Source organism: Wolbachia endosymbiont (group B) of Ablattaria laevigata (assembly GCF_964277395.1).
Taxonomy (GTDB): domain Bacteria; phylum Pseudomonadota; class Alphaproteobacteria; order Rickettsiales; family Anaplasmataceae; genus Wolbachia.
Map to the genome: position 1 here is coordinate 873,059 of NZ_OZ195519.1, position 14,813 is coordinate 887,871.

Sequence of the window (14,813 nt, forward strand, 5' to 3'; positions counted from 1 at the left end):
CTTACAAAAAATTTTATAACTCTTTCTCTAATTTTATATTGTTTTTACTAAGGTATAATAAATTGCAATGAGAAATTCAGATATTAATATATGTATTATTTAGTATAATAAAAATATAAAAATCTTAGTGAAAAGATGTGGACTTAAATAATTTATCTTTTATACATAAGGAAATATTGGTCAGCTTGGGGGTCATATATGTCAAGAAGATTTAAAAATACTGTAGGAAAAAAAAGATCAATCAATAAGGAAAAAAGGAATAGATGGATTAGTATTGAATCAGAATTGCGAGATGTAGAACAAAACAGAACAATATATTTTCTATTGGGAGGAGGTGATTTAAAACTTAAGTATGTATGTATGCTTGACGATACATCTTATCGTATTCTTGTTGCTGAAGGAGAAATAGTGCATGCAGAAAATCCAAAAGTGATGATTGATGATATTGTTTCTGATCTCAAGAGTGGACAAATACGAAGTTGTAAAAGATATAATGCCAAAGAGTTTTATGAAAAGTATCTCAAAGAGTTTTTGAGTAATGAGAACTTGCAAAAGCTGGAAGCTGGTGATATTGAAAATACAACAGCAGAACTACCAAACTTAAAACAAGTAATGGAAGAAATGAAAAAATCAAACGCTAGCAATGGAATTACAATGCGAAATATAGAAAGTGTTCAAAATACGACGAATATTTTGGGTAATCCTATGATTCATGATACAAACTTGAGAGAGTTTAAATTATTGGAAACACCTTCAAACGAGAAAAATAATATAGTGTTCACAGTAGGTATGTTAGCAGTAACAGTAGCTTTGGTAGCAGCTATCGCAGCAGCTGTACCATTTAAATGTTGGTTTTATAATAGAAAAAATAAAAGCCATAGTAGTGCTAAGGAAGAAACTCCATCTAGTTATTTATTAAGTGCAATAACTTTAGAAAGTGGAACTAATTCTATTCGTTAGCCAAAATATTGCAAAAATAGAATTTTTTTATTATTTTTTTACAGTTTCCTCATTTAATAATTTTTATGCTCTAATTATTATACTTAATTTATCATTACCTGTTGTGTAAACAGGATGAGAATTTTCAATAATCTACATCCTTTAGTAAGAAAAAATCAATACATTCACGATAAATTTACCTCATATCTGTGTTTTATATGTGGAATTTCGAATGGAAAATTATGCAGGCAAAGCAAAGAAAGAAGAATAGTGAATATAGTTACTCAACATTGGAGTGATATAAAAGGATCAGATAGAGAATGGCCAGAAAGACATGAAATAGACACTGCAGAAATCATGGAGTCATGGCAGCATTGTTTTATCATTGAAGTTAAAGATCGAGGTTATATTTGTGAAAATGCAGGAGAAAAAGCTATTGAATTCTATGGTTTTGAAAAAAAGATGTACATCGATGATAAGTATGCAATTGATGCACCATTTTTGCGGCTATATAAAATAGATGCAGTTATTGATAAACTTGAGACTGTAATAGAGAGTAAATGCTCAATTAACGAAGAGGAAGAAAGTGAAAGTGTTAAAATGAGGCAAGTATTGTTGCCAATTGGAGATAAAGAAGGTATAACACATATACTGGGTGTGATTACATTCAAGCTGCTTTAAAATACAATTTTAATTTGATTTTTTAATAAAGTTATCTATACTCATACTTAATTACTAATAAAGAACTAAATAGTGGTGTTTGTAAATTTGTTTAGAATATGACGAAAATAAAATTAAAAACCAAATCTTCTGTCAAAAAGCGCTTTCACCTTACAGCTAAGGGTAAAGTCATCTCTACTCAGTCAGGTAAAAGACATGGTATGGTAAAGAGAAGTAAATCTAATATTCGTAATCAGCGTGGTACGACGATTCTTAGTAAATCTGACTCGCGTATAGTTAAGCTTTATATGCCTTATGGTATTTAACAAAATGGAGGTAAAATAAAAATGGCTCGAGTAAAACGTGGAGTCACTACTCATGCTCGTCATAAAAAAATATTGAAACTAGCAAAGGGTTATAGAGGACGGGCAAAAAATTGTTATAGAATTGCATTACAAAGAGTTGAAAAAGCACTCCAATATGCTTACAGAGACAGAAGAACCTGTAAACGTGATTTTCGTGGTTTGTGGATAATACGTATTAATGCAGCAGTAAGAGAACATGGACTTACTTACGGTAGATTTATGCATGGTCTTAAACTTGCTGAAATTGATTTAAATAGGAAAATTCTTGCTGAGATGGCTGTTAATCATAAGGATGATTTTGCTAAATTAATAGAAATTGTAAATAGTAAGTTAGCTTAAAGCAAAAACACCATGAGAATTATTTTCATGGGGTCACCGGAGTTTGCTGTTGGTGCGTTAAACTTACTATTGAAATTACAGAGTGAAATAGTAGCAGTATATACCAAAGCTCCAAAACCTTCTGGACGTGGGCAGAGGTTAACAAAATCCCCAGTACACATCGTTGCTGAAAAAAGTGACATAGAGGTATGCACTCCTGCCTCTTTAAAATCTTCGATAGAGCAAGAAAAGTTTGGAAATTTTAAGCCAGACGTTGCAGTTGTTGCTGCGTATGGATTGATACTTCCAAAAGAAATTTTAAATATTCCCAAATATGGTTGTATTAATATTCATCCATCATTACTGCCTAGGTGGCGCGGTGCAGCTCCGATACAGCACACAATTTTAGCCGGAGATCAAGAAACCGGAGTTAGCATTATGCAGCTAGATGAAGGATTAGATTCTGGCCCTATTTTAAAACAGAAAAAATTTCTTATTGAAAAAAGCGATAATTATAAGACGTTGTATGATAAATTGTCTGAATTAGGTAGTGATTTACTGCTGAAAGTACTAAACGAAATTGAAAAGCAAGTTCCCTTAAAACAGAGCGATAACGATGCGTGTTATGCTGACAAAGTAAAAGACTATAAAATTTACGCAAGTGACGCCTGTGAAATTGCTTATAGAAAGGTTAAAGCATTTTATCCAAAAGCATTCATTAAGGTAGAGAACAAACGTATCAAGATACTTGATGCTGAATTTGAAGCCTTCACTTCAGGACAAGGTGAGATCATTAATGATAATATGCATATAAGTTTAAAAGGTGGTACTTTAATTCCTAAAGTTGTACAAATGGAAGGAAGAAATCCTTGCGATATTAAAGACTTTGTTCGTGGCTTAAAATCAAGTTTAACAAAAAAATTTATAGAATAGACTACTTTGAAGGGAGGGTGAGGAGAGCTAAAGCAACTTCTACAATTTGGTATTCCGCTGCTTGTTAGCGGAATCTACAACAAGATAACGCGTTTTGGTGTACGAACATTGCAATTTGCAGGTAATTTGAGTAATAGATGGTCAGTGCTTGACACTGGAATCCAGTTTCTATTACCTGGTGTGCTCATTTAAAGTGAAGTTTTCTGGATCCCAGTGTCTGGGGACTGGGATGACATCTTTCTTGCTCTCTTGTATCACAATGTTCGTACAGCTATGTGCTTGTTAGCGGAATCTACAACGAGATACCGCAGTGGTATGACGTAGTAGCTATATATAGACAAATTTTCTTTTCTTAGATATAATCTTAAGAAACCTTCCATATGAAAATTAAAAGAGCTTTAATATCAGTATACGATAAGACAAATATAATTGAACTTGCATCGTTTTTGATGCAGCAACAAATAGAAATTCTCTCAACAGGGAATACTTATAAAGTGCTATCAGGTGCGGGAATAAAAACGCAAGAAGTTTCAGATTATACACAATTTCCAGAAATACTAGATGGCAGAGTGAAAACTTTACATCCTAAAATTCATGGAGGAATACTCTGTGATCGAAAAAGGCACGAAAAGGAAATGCAGAATCTAGAAATTAAGCCGATAGATCTGCTTATAACTAACTTATATCCATTTTGGAAAACGGTTAATAGCAACTCAAGTGAGAAGCAAATCATAGAACAAATAGATATAGGTGGAGTAGCATTAATTAGAGCTACAGCAAAAAACTTTCATTTCACTTCAGTGATTTCTAGCATTCAAGATTACGAAACACTGAAAGCTGAGATGATCAAAAATAACAATCAGACAACATTAGAATATAGAAAACATCTAGCAACTAAAGCATTTGCTCTGACTGCACAGTATGATTCTAATATTTACAATTGGTTTTTATCACAGGGTAAAAGCAATGAGTTACCAGAGTTTTTTACTTTATATGGATGTAAAGCACAAGGACTCAGATATGGTGAAAATCCTCATCAAAAAGCTGCATTTTATAGCAATCAATTTAGCAAATATCCACTGGAGAAAATACATGGAAAAGAGTTGAGCTATAATAATATAGTCGACATAGAGTCTGCACTTAACATAATTTCTGAGTTTCAAGAACCTGCAGCAGTGATAATAAAGCACAATAATCCATGTGGCGCTGCTGTTAGTGATAGTGCTTTAAAAGCATATGAAAAAGCTCTATCATGTGATGAAATAAGCAGTTTTGGTGGAATAGTTGCTTTCAATCGGGAGATAGATTTCAAGCTATCAGAGAAATTAAACGAGATATTTTTGGAAGTGGTGATAGCACCATCGGTAAACAAAGAGGCACTAAAAATTTTACAAAAAAAGAAAAATTTAAGAGTGATTATTCATCAATCTCTTCAGCAAAATGCAAAATATCAAATCAAAAATGTTGTTGGCGGGTTCTTAGTGCAAGAAAATAATAACCATACAGTAAAAGTAGAAGAAATAAACCGAGTGACAGAATGCACTACAACAAAAAAAGAGAAGGAAGATCTTATTTTTGCTTGGAAAATATGTAAACATGTAAAATCCAATGCAATAGTGATAGCAAAAGACGGTTGTGCTATTGGCATCGGTGCAGGACAAACAAGCAGAATAGATAGTGTGAATATTGCAGTAAAAAAAGCAGGTGAAAAATGTAAAGGCGCAGCGCTTGCTTCAGATGCATTTTTTCCATTTCCAGATAGTATAGTAGAGAGTGCAAAGCATGGAATTACAGCTATAATTCAGCCAGGTGGCTCATTGAAAGATCAAAACGTGATAGCAGCTGCAAATGAGAATAAAATTGCCATGTTTTTCACTGATGTTCGTAACTTTCTCCATTAAGCTTTGTATCTTGTCAAAATTATACCCACACAGGGCTTTGTTGCATAGCAGCTTATAGGTATGAAAATTGTAGTAAATTTATGTAGTTACTTTAAACTCAACTATACCTATCTGTAATTGTAAGCTGTACTCTTGAGCTCCTGATGCGATTTATAGCAAATCCTAAAATGCCTTGCTGTTTTTCCTTATAGACATTCAGCTTACCTTGTACATTAGTCTATCTGGATGACATTTTACTTTTTCTAGAATATAATAATTCCCTAGAAATTACCCTACTCAATTCTATTGTACCTTGTTTAACATTGAAACATGAGTCTGAAATCTAGAAATTTTTTAAGAACAAAAGTTATTCTAAGTTTTTGTTGGTAAGAAAAACTGGATTACAGCTCCATGCACTGGAATGATATCTAGGTCTAAAGTCTACATAAAAATCGTTTACAATCGGCGTTCAATGTGATAAGTTGAAAGCAGTTTATTCCTCGGTAGCTCAGTGGTAGAGCAGTTGGCTGTTAACCAATTGGTCGCTGGTTCGAATCCGGCCCGGGGAGCACTATTTTATACAATCTGTACATTTCACTTTTAGCCCAAAATTCACTACTTTTTTTTTGTCTATTAAACAGACAAAACGTGTGAAGTTATATAGGTTTAAAGCCTTTACTGTCAAAATGCAAAGATGTCTGCGCTTCACTTAGCTTGCTATCTGGCTCCTCTCCTATTTTTCTTTTATTACATTTCCTTTTTAATTGAGGAAGGACATTTTTTGGCAATGTTTCATCAATACTGCAATAATTGTAAATGAGCGAAGTAAGACGCACCAAATTTCCACTCGCCAAAGTCTGTACATCTCTGTAATTAATGCTGTTATCATATACTTTAAGTGTAATAAGATTTTTAAGGTTTTCACTTGCTGCTAAAGCCTCTGCACCTTCATTACTGATTTCATTCCATCCTAAACTCAGTAAAGTAAGCTTTTGAAGGTTTCCACTTGCTAAAGCTTTTGCCCCCCTATCGCCAATTTTATTATCATATAATTTAAGCTCAGTAAGACTTGTAAGATTTCCACTGGTTAAAGCCTCTACATCTTCATCACCAATTCCGTTTCCTCCTAAATCAAGCGAAGTAAGATTTATAAGATTCCCGCTTGCTAAAATCTTTACATATTCTGTAACAACATAACTGCAACTTAGATCAAGTGAAGTAAGATGAGAAAGCTGAGCTAATTCTTTTATAACCTCATAATTAATTTTTGAACATCGTAAAATAAGTCTTGTAATGTTTGTATTGCTTTTTAAAAAGTTTACTAATCTATCAACATTAATTATAGCAGCTGATGTTGCTAAAGTATTACCCTTTACATATTGACTATAACTCATTTGACCTCACTATTAAAGCTATGCAAGTGTTTTAGTAAACACTTCAGCAACTGTCAATCACTTTAATAAAATATTTTATGAAAAACTTCATATACCATTGCCTCCAAGCAGCTTTTTATATCTCTTATTTTAACACAAAAGTTGTGAGAAGAGTTTGTTTTTGGTATCATCGGAGGTTCTCGATGATAACTTTTATATGAACTTTAAATCAGTCGTTTTATGTATATTAGATGGCTGGGGTAATGGAATAGAAAATAGTAAATACAACGCTATTAGCAATTCAAATCCACCTTGTTGGCAACATATTAGCTCTAATTATCCAAAGTGCAGTTTATCTGCCTGTGGAACTGATGTTGGATTACCAGAAGGCCAAATAGGCAATTCAGAAGTTGGTCACATGAATATTGGTAGCGGTAGAGTGGTAATGCAAAGCCTTCAGCGTATTAATCAAGCAATCGAAACGATAGAAAATAATGCAAATCTACAGAATTTTATTAATGATCTAAAAAGTAAGAATGGCATATGCCATATAATGGGATTGATATCAGATGGCGGTGTTCATTCGCATCAAAAGCACATTTCAGCTTTAGCAAACAAGATATCACAGCGCGGAATTAAAGTTGTAATACACGCATTTTTAGATGGCAGAGACACACTGCTAAATTCAGGGAAAAGATGCATTCAAGAATTTACAGAAAGCATAAAGGAAAATGATATAAGAATCGCCACTGTCTCTGGGCGTTATTATGCTATGGACCGTGATAATAGGTGGGAAAGAACAATTGAAGCTTATGAAGCCATCGCATTTGCAAAGGCGCCTCGTTATGATGATGCAGTATCGCTTATTGATGAAAATTATCAAAATAATATAACCGATGAATTTATCAGGCCCGCAGTAATAGCCGATTATCAAGGTATAAAACCAGAAGATGGATTGCTATTGGCTAACTTTCGTGCTGATCGAATGATACAATTGGCAAGTATTTGTCTTGGTAAAGCAGGCTATACTGAAGTGGCAAAATTCTCTTCAATTTTAAGTATGATGCAATATAAAGCGGACTTAAAAATCTCTTATCTCTTTCCTCCTGAATCTTTTGCCAACACTTTGGGACAGATAATAGAAGACAATAAATTACGGCAACTGCGCATTGCTGAAACTGAGAAATATGCTCATGTGACTTTCTTCTTCAATTGCGGAAGAGAAGAACCTTTTTCTGGTGAAGAAAGAATACTCATTCCTTCACCAAAAGTTAAAACTTATGATTTGCAGCCTAAAATGTCAGCCTTTGAGCTCACAGAAGAACTTGTAAAAAAAATTCATTCTCAAGAATTTGCGCTGATAGTTGTAAACTACGCTAACCCTGATATGGTGGGACACACAGGTAATATAAAAGCAGCCGAGCAAGCTGTGCTCGCTGTAGATGATTGCCTTGCAAAAGTACTCAGCGTTGTCAAAGAAGTGGGTAATACTGCACTCATTGTTACAGCAGACCATGGTAATGTGGAATGTATGTTCGATGAAGAAAATAACACACCTCACACAGCGCACACTCTAAATAAAGTTCCATTTATTATATCTTGTGAAAATTTAAAACTGAGAGATGGAAAATTATCTGATATTGCTCCTACTATTTTACAGCTACTTGGGCTCAAAAAGCCAAATGAAATGACAGGTAGTTCGTTGATTGTATAATTTTTCGCATTACTCTCTATGCACAGCTGTTGTAGTTTGAAACATCGTAAGGGTGTCACTCAAAGTAGTCCCGGTGTTATTTCAGTAGCCCCTTCAGTGTCATCCCAGTGCTGGGATCCCATTCTTCTTGACTCCTGGATTCCAGCGTCACGAGAAAGTAGCAGATTTATGACGGCAGTGCCCAGAGGTGTCATTCAGTAGCACCTTGTCGTTCCAGTAGCTCTTTCGGTATTATTCAAGTAGCCTATTCGGTGTCATCCCAGTGCTTGACACTGGCATCCAGTCCTTTTATACAAAAAACGTTGTAAAGTGTTTACCAACTTAATGCCCAATCTGGATCCCAGTGTCAAGCACTGGGATGACACCATCATAAAGGAACTAGTGTTAGCTACTTGAATGATATTACATAGATATGCTTTAACTTAACCCAACTTTTAAATTTTTCGCTGTTAGTACTAATGATTCATCAAAGAAGCTATTAATATCACCAATACTATCTATATTTTTCACACTGATAGATTGGTCAATTCTTTTAACTAGATTAGATAAAACTTTGTTAGGGCCAACTTCAACAAACTTATTAGTGCCATGGCTTATCATATATAAAACCATCTCTCTCCATCTTACTCTACTTACAACTTGCTTAGCGAGCAAAGCTCTTATGATCTCTGGATCACTTTCTTCCTTAGCTGTAACGTTTGATACAAAAGGAATCGAAGGGCGAGTTATGTTGATGCTTTTTAAAAATTCCAGAAGTTTTTCATCAGCAGGTTTCATAAAAGATGAATGAAAAGGCCCACTAACTTGTAATTTTATCATTTTCTTGACACTTGAGTTTTTGAATAAATCAGGTAAGACCTCAAGAGCCTCTGCAGTACCACTCACCACTACCTGCCCACCACAATTATCGTTTGCAATTTCACAATCAATTTGAGCTGATTTTAATATACCTTCTACTTCACTTATTTCTGCTCCAAGTAGAGCAAACATTCCACCTTTGCATTTTAGTGAAGCTTCATGCATTGCTTCGCTACGAACTTTTAGCAATTTGACTGCAGACTCAAGCGTCAATGCCCCTGCAGCACACAGCGCTGTATACTCGCCAACTGAATGCCCACAAACATACTGAACATTGTGAAGAGATTTACCAAGCACATGCTCCATAACACGTAGCGTTGCAATTGACACCGCCATTATAGCTGGCTGAGCGTTTTCCGTGATGGTTAATTTCTCAATAGGGCCATTGAAAATCAAATGAGACAGCTTTCTACCCAATATGTCATCTACTTCATCAAATACGTTCCTTGCAACTGAAAATTCATCATATAAGCTCTTTCCCATTCCTACAAATTGGGAGCCCTGACCAGGAAAAGCAAAAATCATAAAAAATTTTTCATTCTTCATTGAGAATACTACTTTATTTATTTTTTGTCAATATTTCACAATAATGATTGACCAAATGAACCAGATTCACTAAAATTTTAGCTGGTAAGAAATTTGTAAGAACAATGGCAGAAATCGATTATCACAAAGTTACTATAGTTATGACAGATGGTCAAGAGTTTGAAACTTATTCCACTTATGGAAAAGAAGGTCAAAGAATAAAGCTTGATAGAGATCCTCTTACTCATCCTGCATGGACTGGAAGTTTGACAAGCGGTTCAGGGGAGAAGGATAGTAAAATAGCTAAGTTTAATGATAAATACGGGAGTTTTTTTTAGTTCCTCCCCTCTTTATTTAACATGTATAAATATAAAAATGTAGGCTATATTGCTTCTTCGCTACCCAAGTCTCAGGAAGTATCTAAACTACTACAGAAACTCAATTTTATCAATATAGCAGAAGCAGGTAAGCATGAAGTTGATCTGCTGATAGTTGTTGGTGGCGATGGTTTTATGCTACGCACCCTACACAACTACGTCATAGGAAATAAAGATATACATGTGTATGGAATAAATACCGGTAACGTCGGATTTTTGATGAATAAATGCTTTGAAGATCTAATTGATCATATAGAACATGCAGTTCCTACTCAGCTAACTTTACTAAAAATGGAAGCCACAGACATAAGTGGCAAAAAACACCGTTACATCGCAGTAAATGAAGTGTATGTCTTTAGAAATGCAAATCAAATAGTAGAGATGAATATTACCATTAATGATAAGCTAAAAGTAGAAAAATTCAGAGGAGATGGAATTATATTGTCTACCCCAACAGGTAGCACTGCATATAACTTCTCTGCCGGTGGGCCAATCTTACCACTTAATTCAAATTTATTTGCACTTACTTCCATAAATAGTTACTACCCAAGGCATTGGAATGGAGCGCTAATCTCAAATGATACAATAGTGCAAATTGATATCAACGACGTGGAAAATCGTCCAGCACTTGTAGTATCAGATTACAAGGAATTTCACGACATATCGCAGGTAAAAATACAGAAAGATCACGAAAATACAGTCACTCTACTTTTTGACAAAGATTGCCCTTTGAATGAAAGGATCTTTGATCAGCAGTTCTTATACTAATATTTATTCTTAAATTAGTATTCACTATATCTTAATAACTATAGCGTAATCAACATAACATTGTAATTAATTTTGGAGCGAATATGCCTGGATCAGGAAATAAAGATAAAGTCACACTGGTTTCTCATACAACGGTGAGTGAAAATAGTGCAGCAACTTCACCAACACCAACTCCCAGAACAAGTGCTCCAAAACAAGATGGCAAAAACACAAATCCACTTGAAGAAGCAGGAGAAGCTACCTCGAATAAGCCATCATCTATTCTACCAACTAATCAAGTTTCACAACTTGATGAAACACCCCCTCCCCTTCCGCAAAGGAATCAAGCTTTACGAGATGGAAATTCATTTGATCTTGATACTCAAATACCACTACCTTCTTCTTCTCAAGGAAAAGATGAGCCAACTCATTATACTGAATTGGATTTACCTACTTCAAGTGAGTCAGTTCACGGTGAACCAGGAAGTGCTATTTATGCATCCATAGATAAAAATAAAAAAACTTCGAAAAAGAGTTTAGATAATGGAGTAGATAATCAAAGATTAGAAAGATCGGCTTCTAAAGAGACAGTATTTGATGAAACTTGTAATAGGAATGAAAGTGAAAAAAACCCTTTTGAAAATCTCAGTCAGCATAGCGATACACCTTCAACTTCTCCGCCATCATACACGAGCAGAAGTAGCTCTCAAGAGTCTTCGCCTACAGATAGGGTGTTTAAACTGCAAAAAAACAGATTCTGGCCCAAAGCGCAGTATGCCATGCAGCAGAAAGGCGTTGTAATTTTTGGTGCGGCCGCTATCGTGCTTGGCACATCTACAGCTTTAGTATATTTACAAGATAAAGCAAAATTTATTGCGTTCTTTACAAACAGTCCGCTATATACCATCGTACCGATTATTGCAGTTGCTTCATTGTTTGCAATTAGCCCAATGCTGCTTGGAATAAAACAGTTTGTAAATACCAAAGAATATCAAACTCAAGTAAAAAATGCAGATGAAGTTTTAGATAATGTTTTGATGGACCAGCCAGAAGGTAAAGTTATAAAGTCTGTAAGACTGGAATATAGCAATGGCACTCATTCAAATTTTGTATTTAATGCTTGGGAATCTAAAAAAGGCTTCGTCAATATTGATGAAAAAGTAATCAGTAAAACTAATAAAATAGAGTCCGTAATTAATAATAGGCCACTATTTACTGCATTATTAACTGGTGTAGTTGCTGCAAATATAGCGCTCCCTTTATTGCTTTATGCAGAAGGTGGTGTTAATAATATACAAAAATTTTACCAAAACCCTTTGACCAATAATATAAGATTATTACCACTTACAGGCTTAGGTATAGTTGCATTATTAGCTGTGTGTGTTGGCGTGCATTACTATAGAAAAACAAATTGCACTAATCTTGTATATTCTGAAGAAACGATTGATCCTAAAAATGTTAATGGGAAATTCATTGAGGAAATAAAACGAGAAAGAACAAATGTTCTTGGAGAAAATCATAACAAAGACGCTAAATGCATCAGTTTAACGCTTGAGCAGGTTATAGTTCAATCTCACAATTATAAGGATGCTATCTATAGTATAGGTGAATGAAATAAATCTCCTACAATGTCCATTGATTGGAATTTTTACACTTGCTAAGACCTTGCTATTTTGATAGCTTGAGATGATGAAAAGGAAGGGGTTTGTTTATGAAAAAAGGTTTAATATTTATATCTTTAGTAGCGGCTTTATTGATAGTCGTTAATTTTTTATATAAAAATAGCGGAATTGATGATTCACAAGTAGTAAACGTTTATTCATCTCGTAAAGAAGAATTAGTACATAGTTTGTTTGATGATTTTACAAAAACCACTGGCATCAAGGTACGTTATATCATTGACGATTATTCCCAATTGCTTTCACGTATGGAAAATGGCGGTGAAGCTGATTTGTTTTTAACTGCAGATGCAGTGAATTTGATTTTAGCCAAAAAAAGAGGGCTCTTATCTCAAGTGGATTCAGAGACTCTAAAAAATGCCATACCTGCAAAATTTAGAGATAATGAAGATTATTGGTTTGGTCTCACAAAAAGAGCTAGAATATTGGTTTACAATAAAGAATCAGTAGATCCTAAGGAATTAAGTACCTATGAAGATTTAGCGAATGAAAAATGGAAAGGGAAAATATTAGTACGCTCTTCCACAAGTCCATATAACCGATCATTGATCGCTTTTATGATTGCAAAAAATGGTTTTGAAAAAACAAAAGAATGGGTGAGTGGAATTGTAAGCAACATGGCAAGAAAACCAAGCGGTGGTGACACAGATCAAATTTATGCTGTAGCCGCTGGTGAAGGCAATGTTGCAATAGTAAATAGCTACTACTTTGCAAGAATCCTTTCATCAGAAAATAAAAAGAATATCACAGAAAAGTTAGGAGCTTTCTTCCCGAGTGATGGTGTAATGGTGAATATTAGTGGTGCAGCAGTAACAAAAAACGCAAAACACAGAGAAAATGCCATAGCTTTATTGGAGTTTTTTGTAAGCAAACAGGCTCAAGAGCTATATGCTAAAAAAAATCAAGAATATCCTATTGTTGAAGGTATTGAAACTTCTGATGTGTTAAAATCTTGGGGAAATTACCTACAAAGTACTCTGCCTATAAGTGAGCTTGAGAAGCATCTCTTTGAGGCTGTTATGATAGCAGATGAATGTAAGTGGAAATAAAATTTTATAGCTTCCTTCTACTTTACTTTACAGTTGTGTAATTGAAATTAAGAAAGTAGAATAAGCTCAAAAAAGGAGCTATGGACAAGAGAAGGAATTTATTAAATATCTCAGACCTCACAATCGGTGATGTAGAAAATATAACTAAATTAGCCAACCAATACCTTGAAGAAAAAGTTGAAAATAGTCATGTTCTGAAAAATAAAATAGTCATAAACCTATTCTTTGAAGATTCAACACGTACGCTCGCATCTTTTGAAATAGCAGCAAAAAGCCTTGGAGCAAATGTTGTAACTTTGCCAATAAAATCTTCTTCTATTAATAAGGGAGAAGATCTAAAAGATATGATAAAAACATTAAATGCAATGAATCCTGACTATATGATAATCAGGCATAAAAGTAGTGGTATTATTAATACATTGGCAAAGCATGTCAACTGCTCGCTAATCAACGCAGGCGATGGAAGCAGTGAACACCCAACTCAAGCTCTTGCAGATTATCTCGTAATTATCAGTCATAAAAAGCAAATAAAAAACCTCAAAATTGTGATATGTGGAGATATTTTGCACAGTAGAGTTGCAAGATCAAATATAAGATTGCTAAAAATGTTTGGAGCAAAAATAAGCTTAGTTGCACCACCAGCTTTGATTTGCAAGCATCTTCCTGAAGTAGATTCACTTCACTATTCATTAATCGAAGGTATAAAGGATGCTGACGTAATTATGCTTTTAAGATTGCAAAAAGAGCGCATGAATAATAATTATTCAGAAAAAGAATATTTTCACTTGTATGGACTTGATGCACAAAAACTATCGCACGCAAAACCAGATGCAATTGTTATGCACCCAGGACCAATAAATAGAGGTATCGAAATTAGCAATGATATAGCAGATTGTGTTATTTTACAGCAAGTAAAGTTTGGATTAGCAACGCGTAAGGCAGTACTGCACTATTTAATAAATGTTTAAGTTAAAAATTAATGTTTAAGGAATTTTAGACATAATGACCCTCCTATAAAGAAAAGATTTAGAAAAATATAACACACCTTATGACAGAAATTAAGCGTACGTGTACGCACTGAAGTAGACTGTGCTATATTTTTTATTGAGAAATTAATTGAAAAGTCTGCAGACTTGAATAAGGTGGATTTCGAGCTCTAAAATACCCTCATTTTTACTGATAATAATCAACTTACCAAATGTGTCAAGTATTTTTTTGCATTTAATTTACAACTACGAACGTTTATTTGCAAAAAATACTATAAACATAAAATGATAGATGTCATAAAAGTAGCCAGTACTGGCATCCAGTTAAATTTGTGAGTTAAAAGTTATGCTAAAATATAACGTTTCTAATGATGATGGAAAATGGATCCCAGTGTCAGCTACTTAGATGA

14 protein-coding genes and 1 tRNA gene are annotated in these 14,813 nt (G+C 34.2%); 13 read left to right on the plus strand and 2 right to left on the minus strand.

From position 1 onward, the window contains the following. Positions 1-198 precede the first annotated feature (198 nt). The 7 genes from ACICP1_RS04090 (at position 199) to ACICP1_RS04125 (ending at position 5,664) form a co-directional block, all read left to right on the plus strand. On the plus strand, positions 199-960 hold the full coding sequence (locus ACICP1_RS04090) for a hypothetical protein (protein ID WP_395461130.1): 762 nt from the start codon (positions 199-201) through the stop codon (positions 958-960). Between the two features lie 114 nt (positions 961-1,074). Further along, a complete protein-coding gene (locus tag ACICP1_RS04095; RefSeq protein ID WP_395461131.1) occupies positions 1,075-1,620 on the plus strand; it encodes a PAS domain-containing protein in 546 nt (181 codons plus the stop codon). 98 nt (positions 1,621-1,718) lie between these two features. Further along, positions 1,719-1,925, plus strand: a complete 207-nt coding sequence (gene rpmI / locus ACICP1_RS04100; protein ID WP_010402777.1) for a 50S ribosomal protein L35 — start codon at positions 1,719-1,721, stop codon at positions 1,923-1,925. 21 nt (positions 1,926-1,946) lie between these two features. Continuing rightward, on the plus strand, positions 1,947-2,303 hold the full coding sequence (gene rplT, locus ACICP1_RS04105) for a 50S ribosomal protein L20 (RefSeq protein WP_063630562.1): 357 nt from the start codon (positions 1,947-1,949) through the stop codon (positions 2,301-2,303). A 12-nt stretch (positions 2,304-2,315) separates the two neighbouring features. Then, positions 2,316-3,215 (plus strand): methionyl-tRNA formyltransferase, encoded by a 900-nt coding sequence (gene fmt / locus ACICP1_RS04110; RefSeq protein ID WP_064085375.1) that lies wholly within the window; start codon positions 2,316-2,318, stop codon positions 3,213-3,215. Between the two features lie 380 nt (positions 3,216-3,595). After that, positions 3,596-5,116 carry a bifunctional phosphoribosylaminoimidazolecarboxamide formyltransferase/IMP cyclohydrolase gene (purH, locus tag ACICP1_RS04120; RefSeq protein ID WP_395461132.1) on the plus strand — a complete coding sequence of 507 codons (1,521 nt, stop codon included), beginning with the start codon at positions 3,596-3,598 and terminating at the stop codon, positions 5,114-5,116. 476 nt (positions 5,117-5,592) lie between these two features. Continuing rightward, a tRNA-Asn gene (locus ACICP1_RS04125) sits at positions 5,593-5,664 on the plus strand. Positions 5,665-5,751: 87 nt separating this feature from the next. Here the strand turns inward: ACICP1_RS04125 and ACICP1_RS04130 are convergent. Then, entirely contained in the window at positions 5,752-6,489 is a 738-nt protein-coding gene (locus ACICP1_RS04130; RefSeq protein ID WP_265030985.1) for a hypothetical protein, read from the minus strand. Positions 6,490-6,685: 196 nt separating this feature from the next. On the opposite strand from ACICP1_RS04130, the gene gpmI reads away from it, so the two are divergent. Further along, positions 6,686-8,182, plus strand: a complete 1,497-nt coding sequence (gpmI, locus tag ACICP1_RS04135; protein ID WP_395461133.1) for a 2,3-bisphosphoglycerate-independent phosphoglycerate mutase — start codon at positions 6,686-6,688, stop codon at positions 8,180-8,182. Between the two features lie 417 nt (positions 8,183-8,599). Here gpmI and fabD read toward each other — a convergent pair whose 3' ends face one another. Further along, positions 8,600-9,565, minus strand: a complete 966-nt coding sequence (fabD, locus tag ACICP1_RS04140; protein WP_395461310.1) for an ACP S-malonyltransferase — start codon at positions 9,563-9,565, stop codon at positions 8,600-8,602. Positions 9,566-9,690: 125 nt separating this feature from the next. Here fabD and rpmE point away from each other — a divergent pair, with 125 nt between their 5' ends. The 5 genes from rpmE to ACICP1_RS04165 all read left to right on the plus strand — a co-directional run bounded on the left by rpmE (position 9,691) and on the right by ACICP1_RS04165 (position 14,385). Beyond that, positions 9,691-9,903, plus strand: a complete 213-nt coding sequence (gene rpmE / locus ACICP1_RS04145) for a 50S ribosomal protein L31 (RefSeq protein ID WP_052264949.1) — start codon at positions 9,691-9,693, stop codon at positions 9,901-9,903. Between the two features lie 21 nt (positions 9,904-9,924). Continuing rightward, a complete protein-coding gene (locus tag ACICP1_RS04150; protein ID WP_395461134.1) occupies positions 9,925-10,710 on the plus strand; it encodes an NAD kinase in 786 nt (261 codons plus the stop codon). Positions 10,711-10,793: 83 nt separating this feature from the next. Further along, on the plus strand, positions 10,794-12,302 hold the full coding sequence (locus tag ACICP1_RS04155; RefSeq protein WP_395461135.1) for a hypothetical protein: 1,509 nt from the start codon (positions 10,794-10,796) through the stop codon (positions 12,300-12,302). A gap of 98 nt (positions 12,303-12,400) precedes the next feature. Continuing rightward, positions 12,401-13,417 carry a Fe(3+) ABC transporter substrate-binding protein gene (locus ACICP1_RS04160; RefSeq protein ID WP_007302093.1) on the plus strand — a complete coding sequence of 339 codons (1,017 nt, stop codon included), beginning with the start codon at positions 12,401-12,403 and terminating at the stop codon, positions 13,415-13,417. 80 nt (positions 13,418-13,497) lie between these two features. Next, the gene (locus tag ACICP1_RS04165) at positions 13,498-14,385 is read left to right on the plus strand and encodes an aspartate carbamoyltransferase catalytic subunit (RefSeq protein ID WP_395461136.1); all 888 of its coding nucleotides are present in this window, start codon (positions 13,498-13,500) and stop codon (positions 14,383-14,385) included. Positions 14,386-14,813 lie beyond the last annotated feature (428 nt).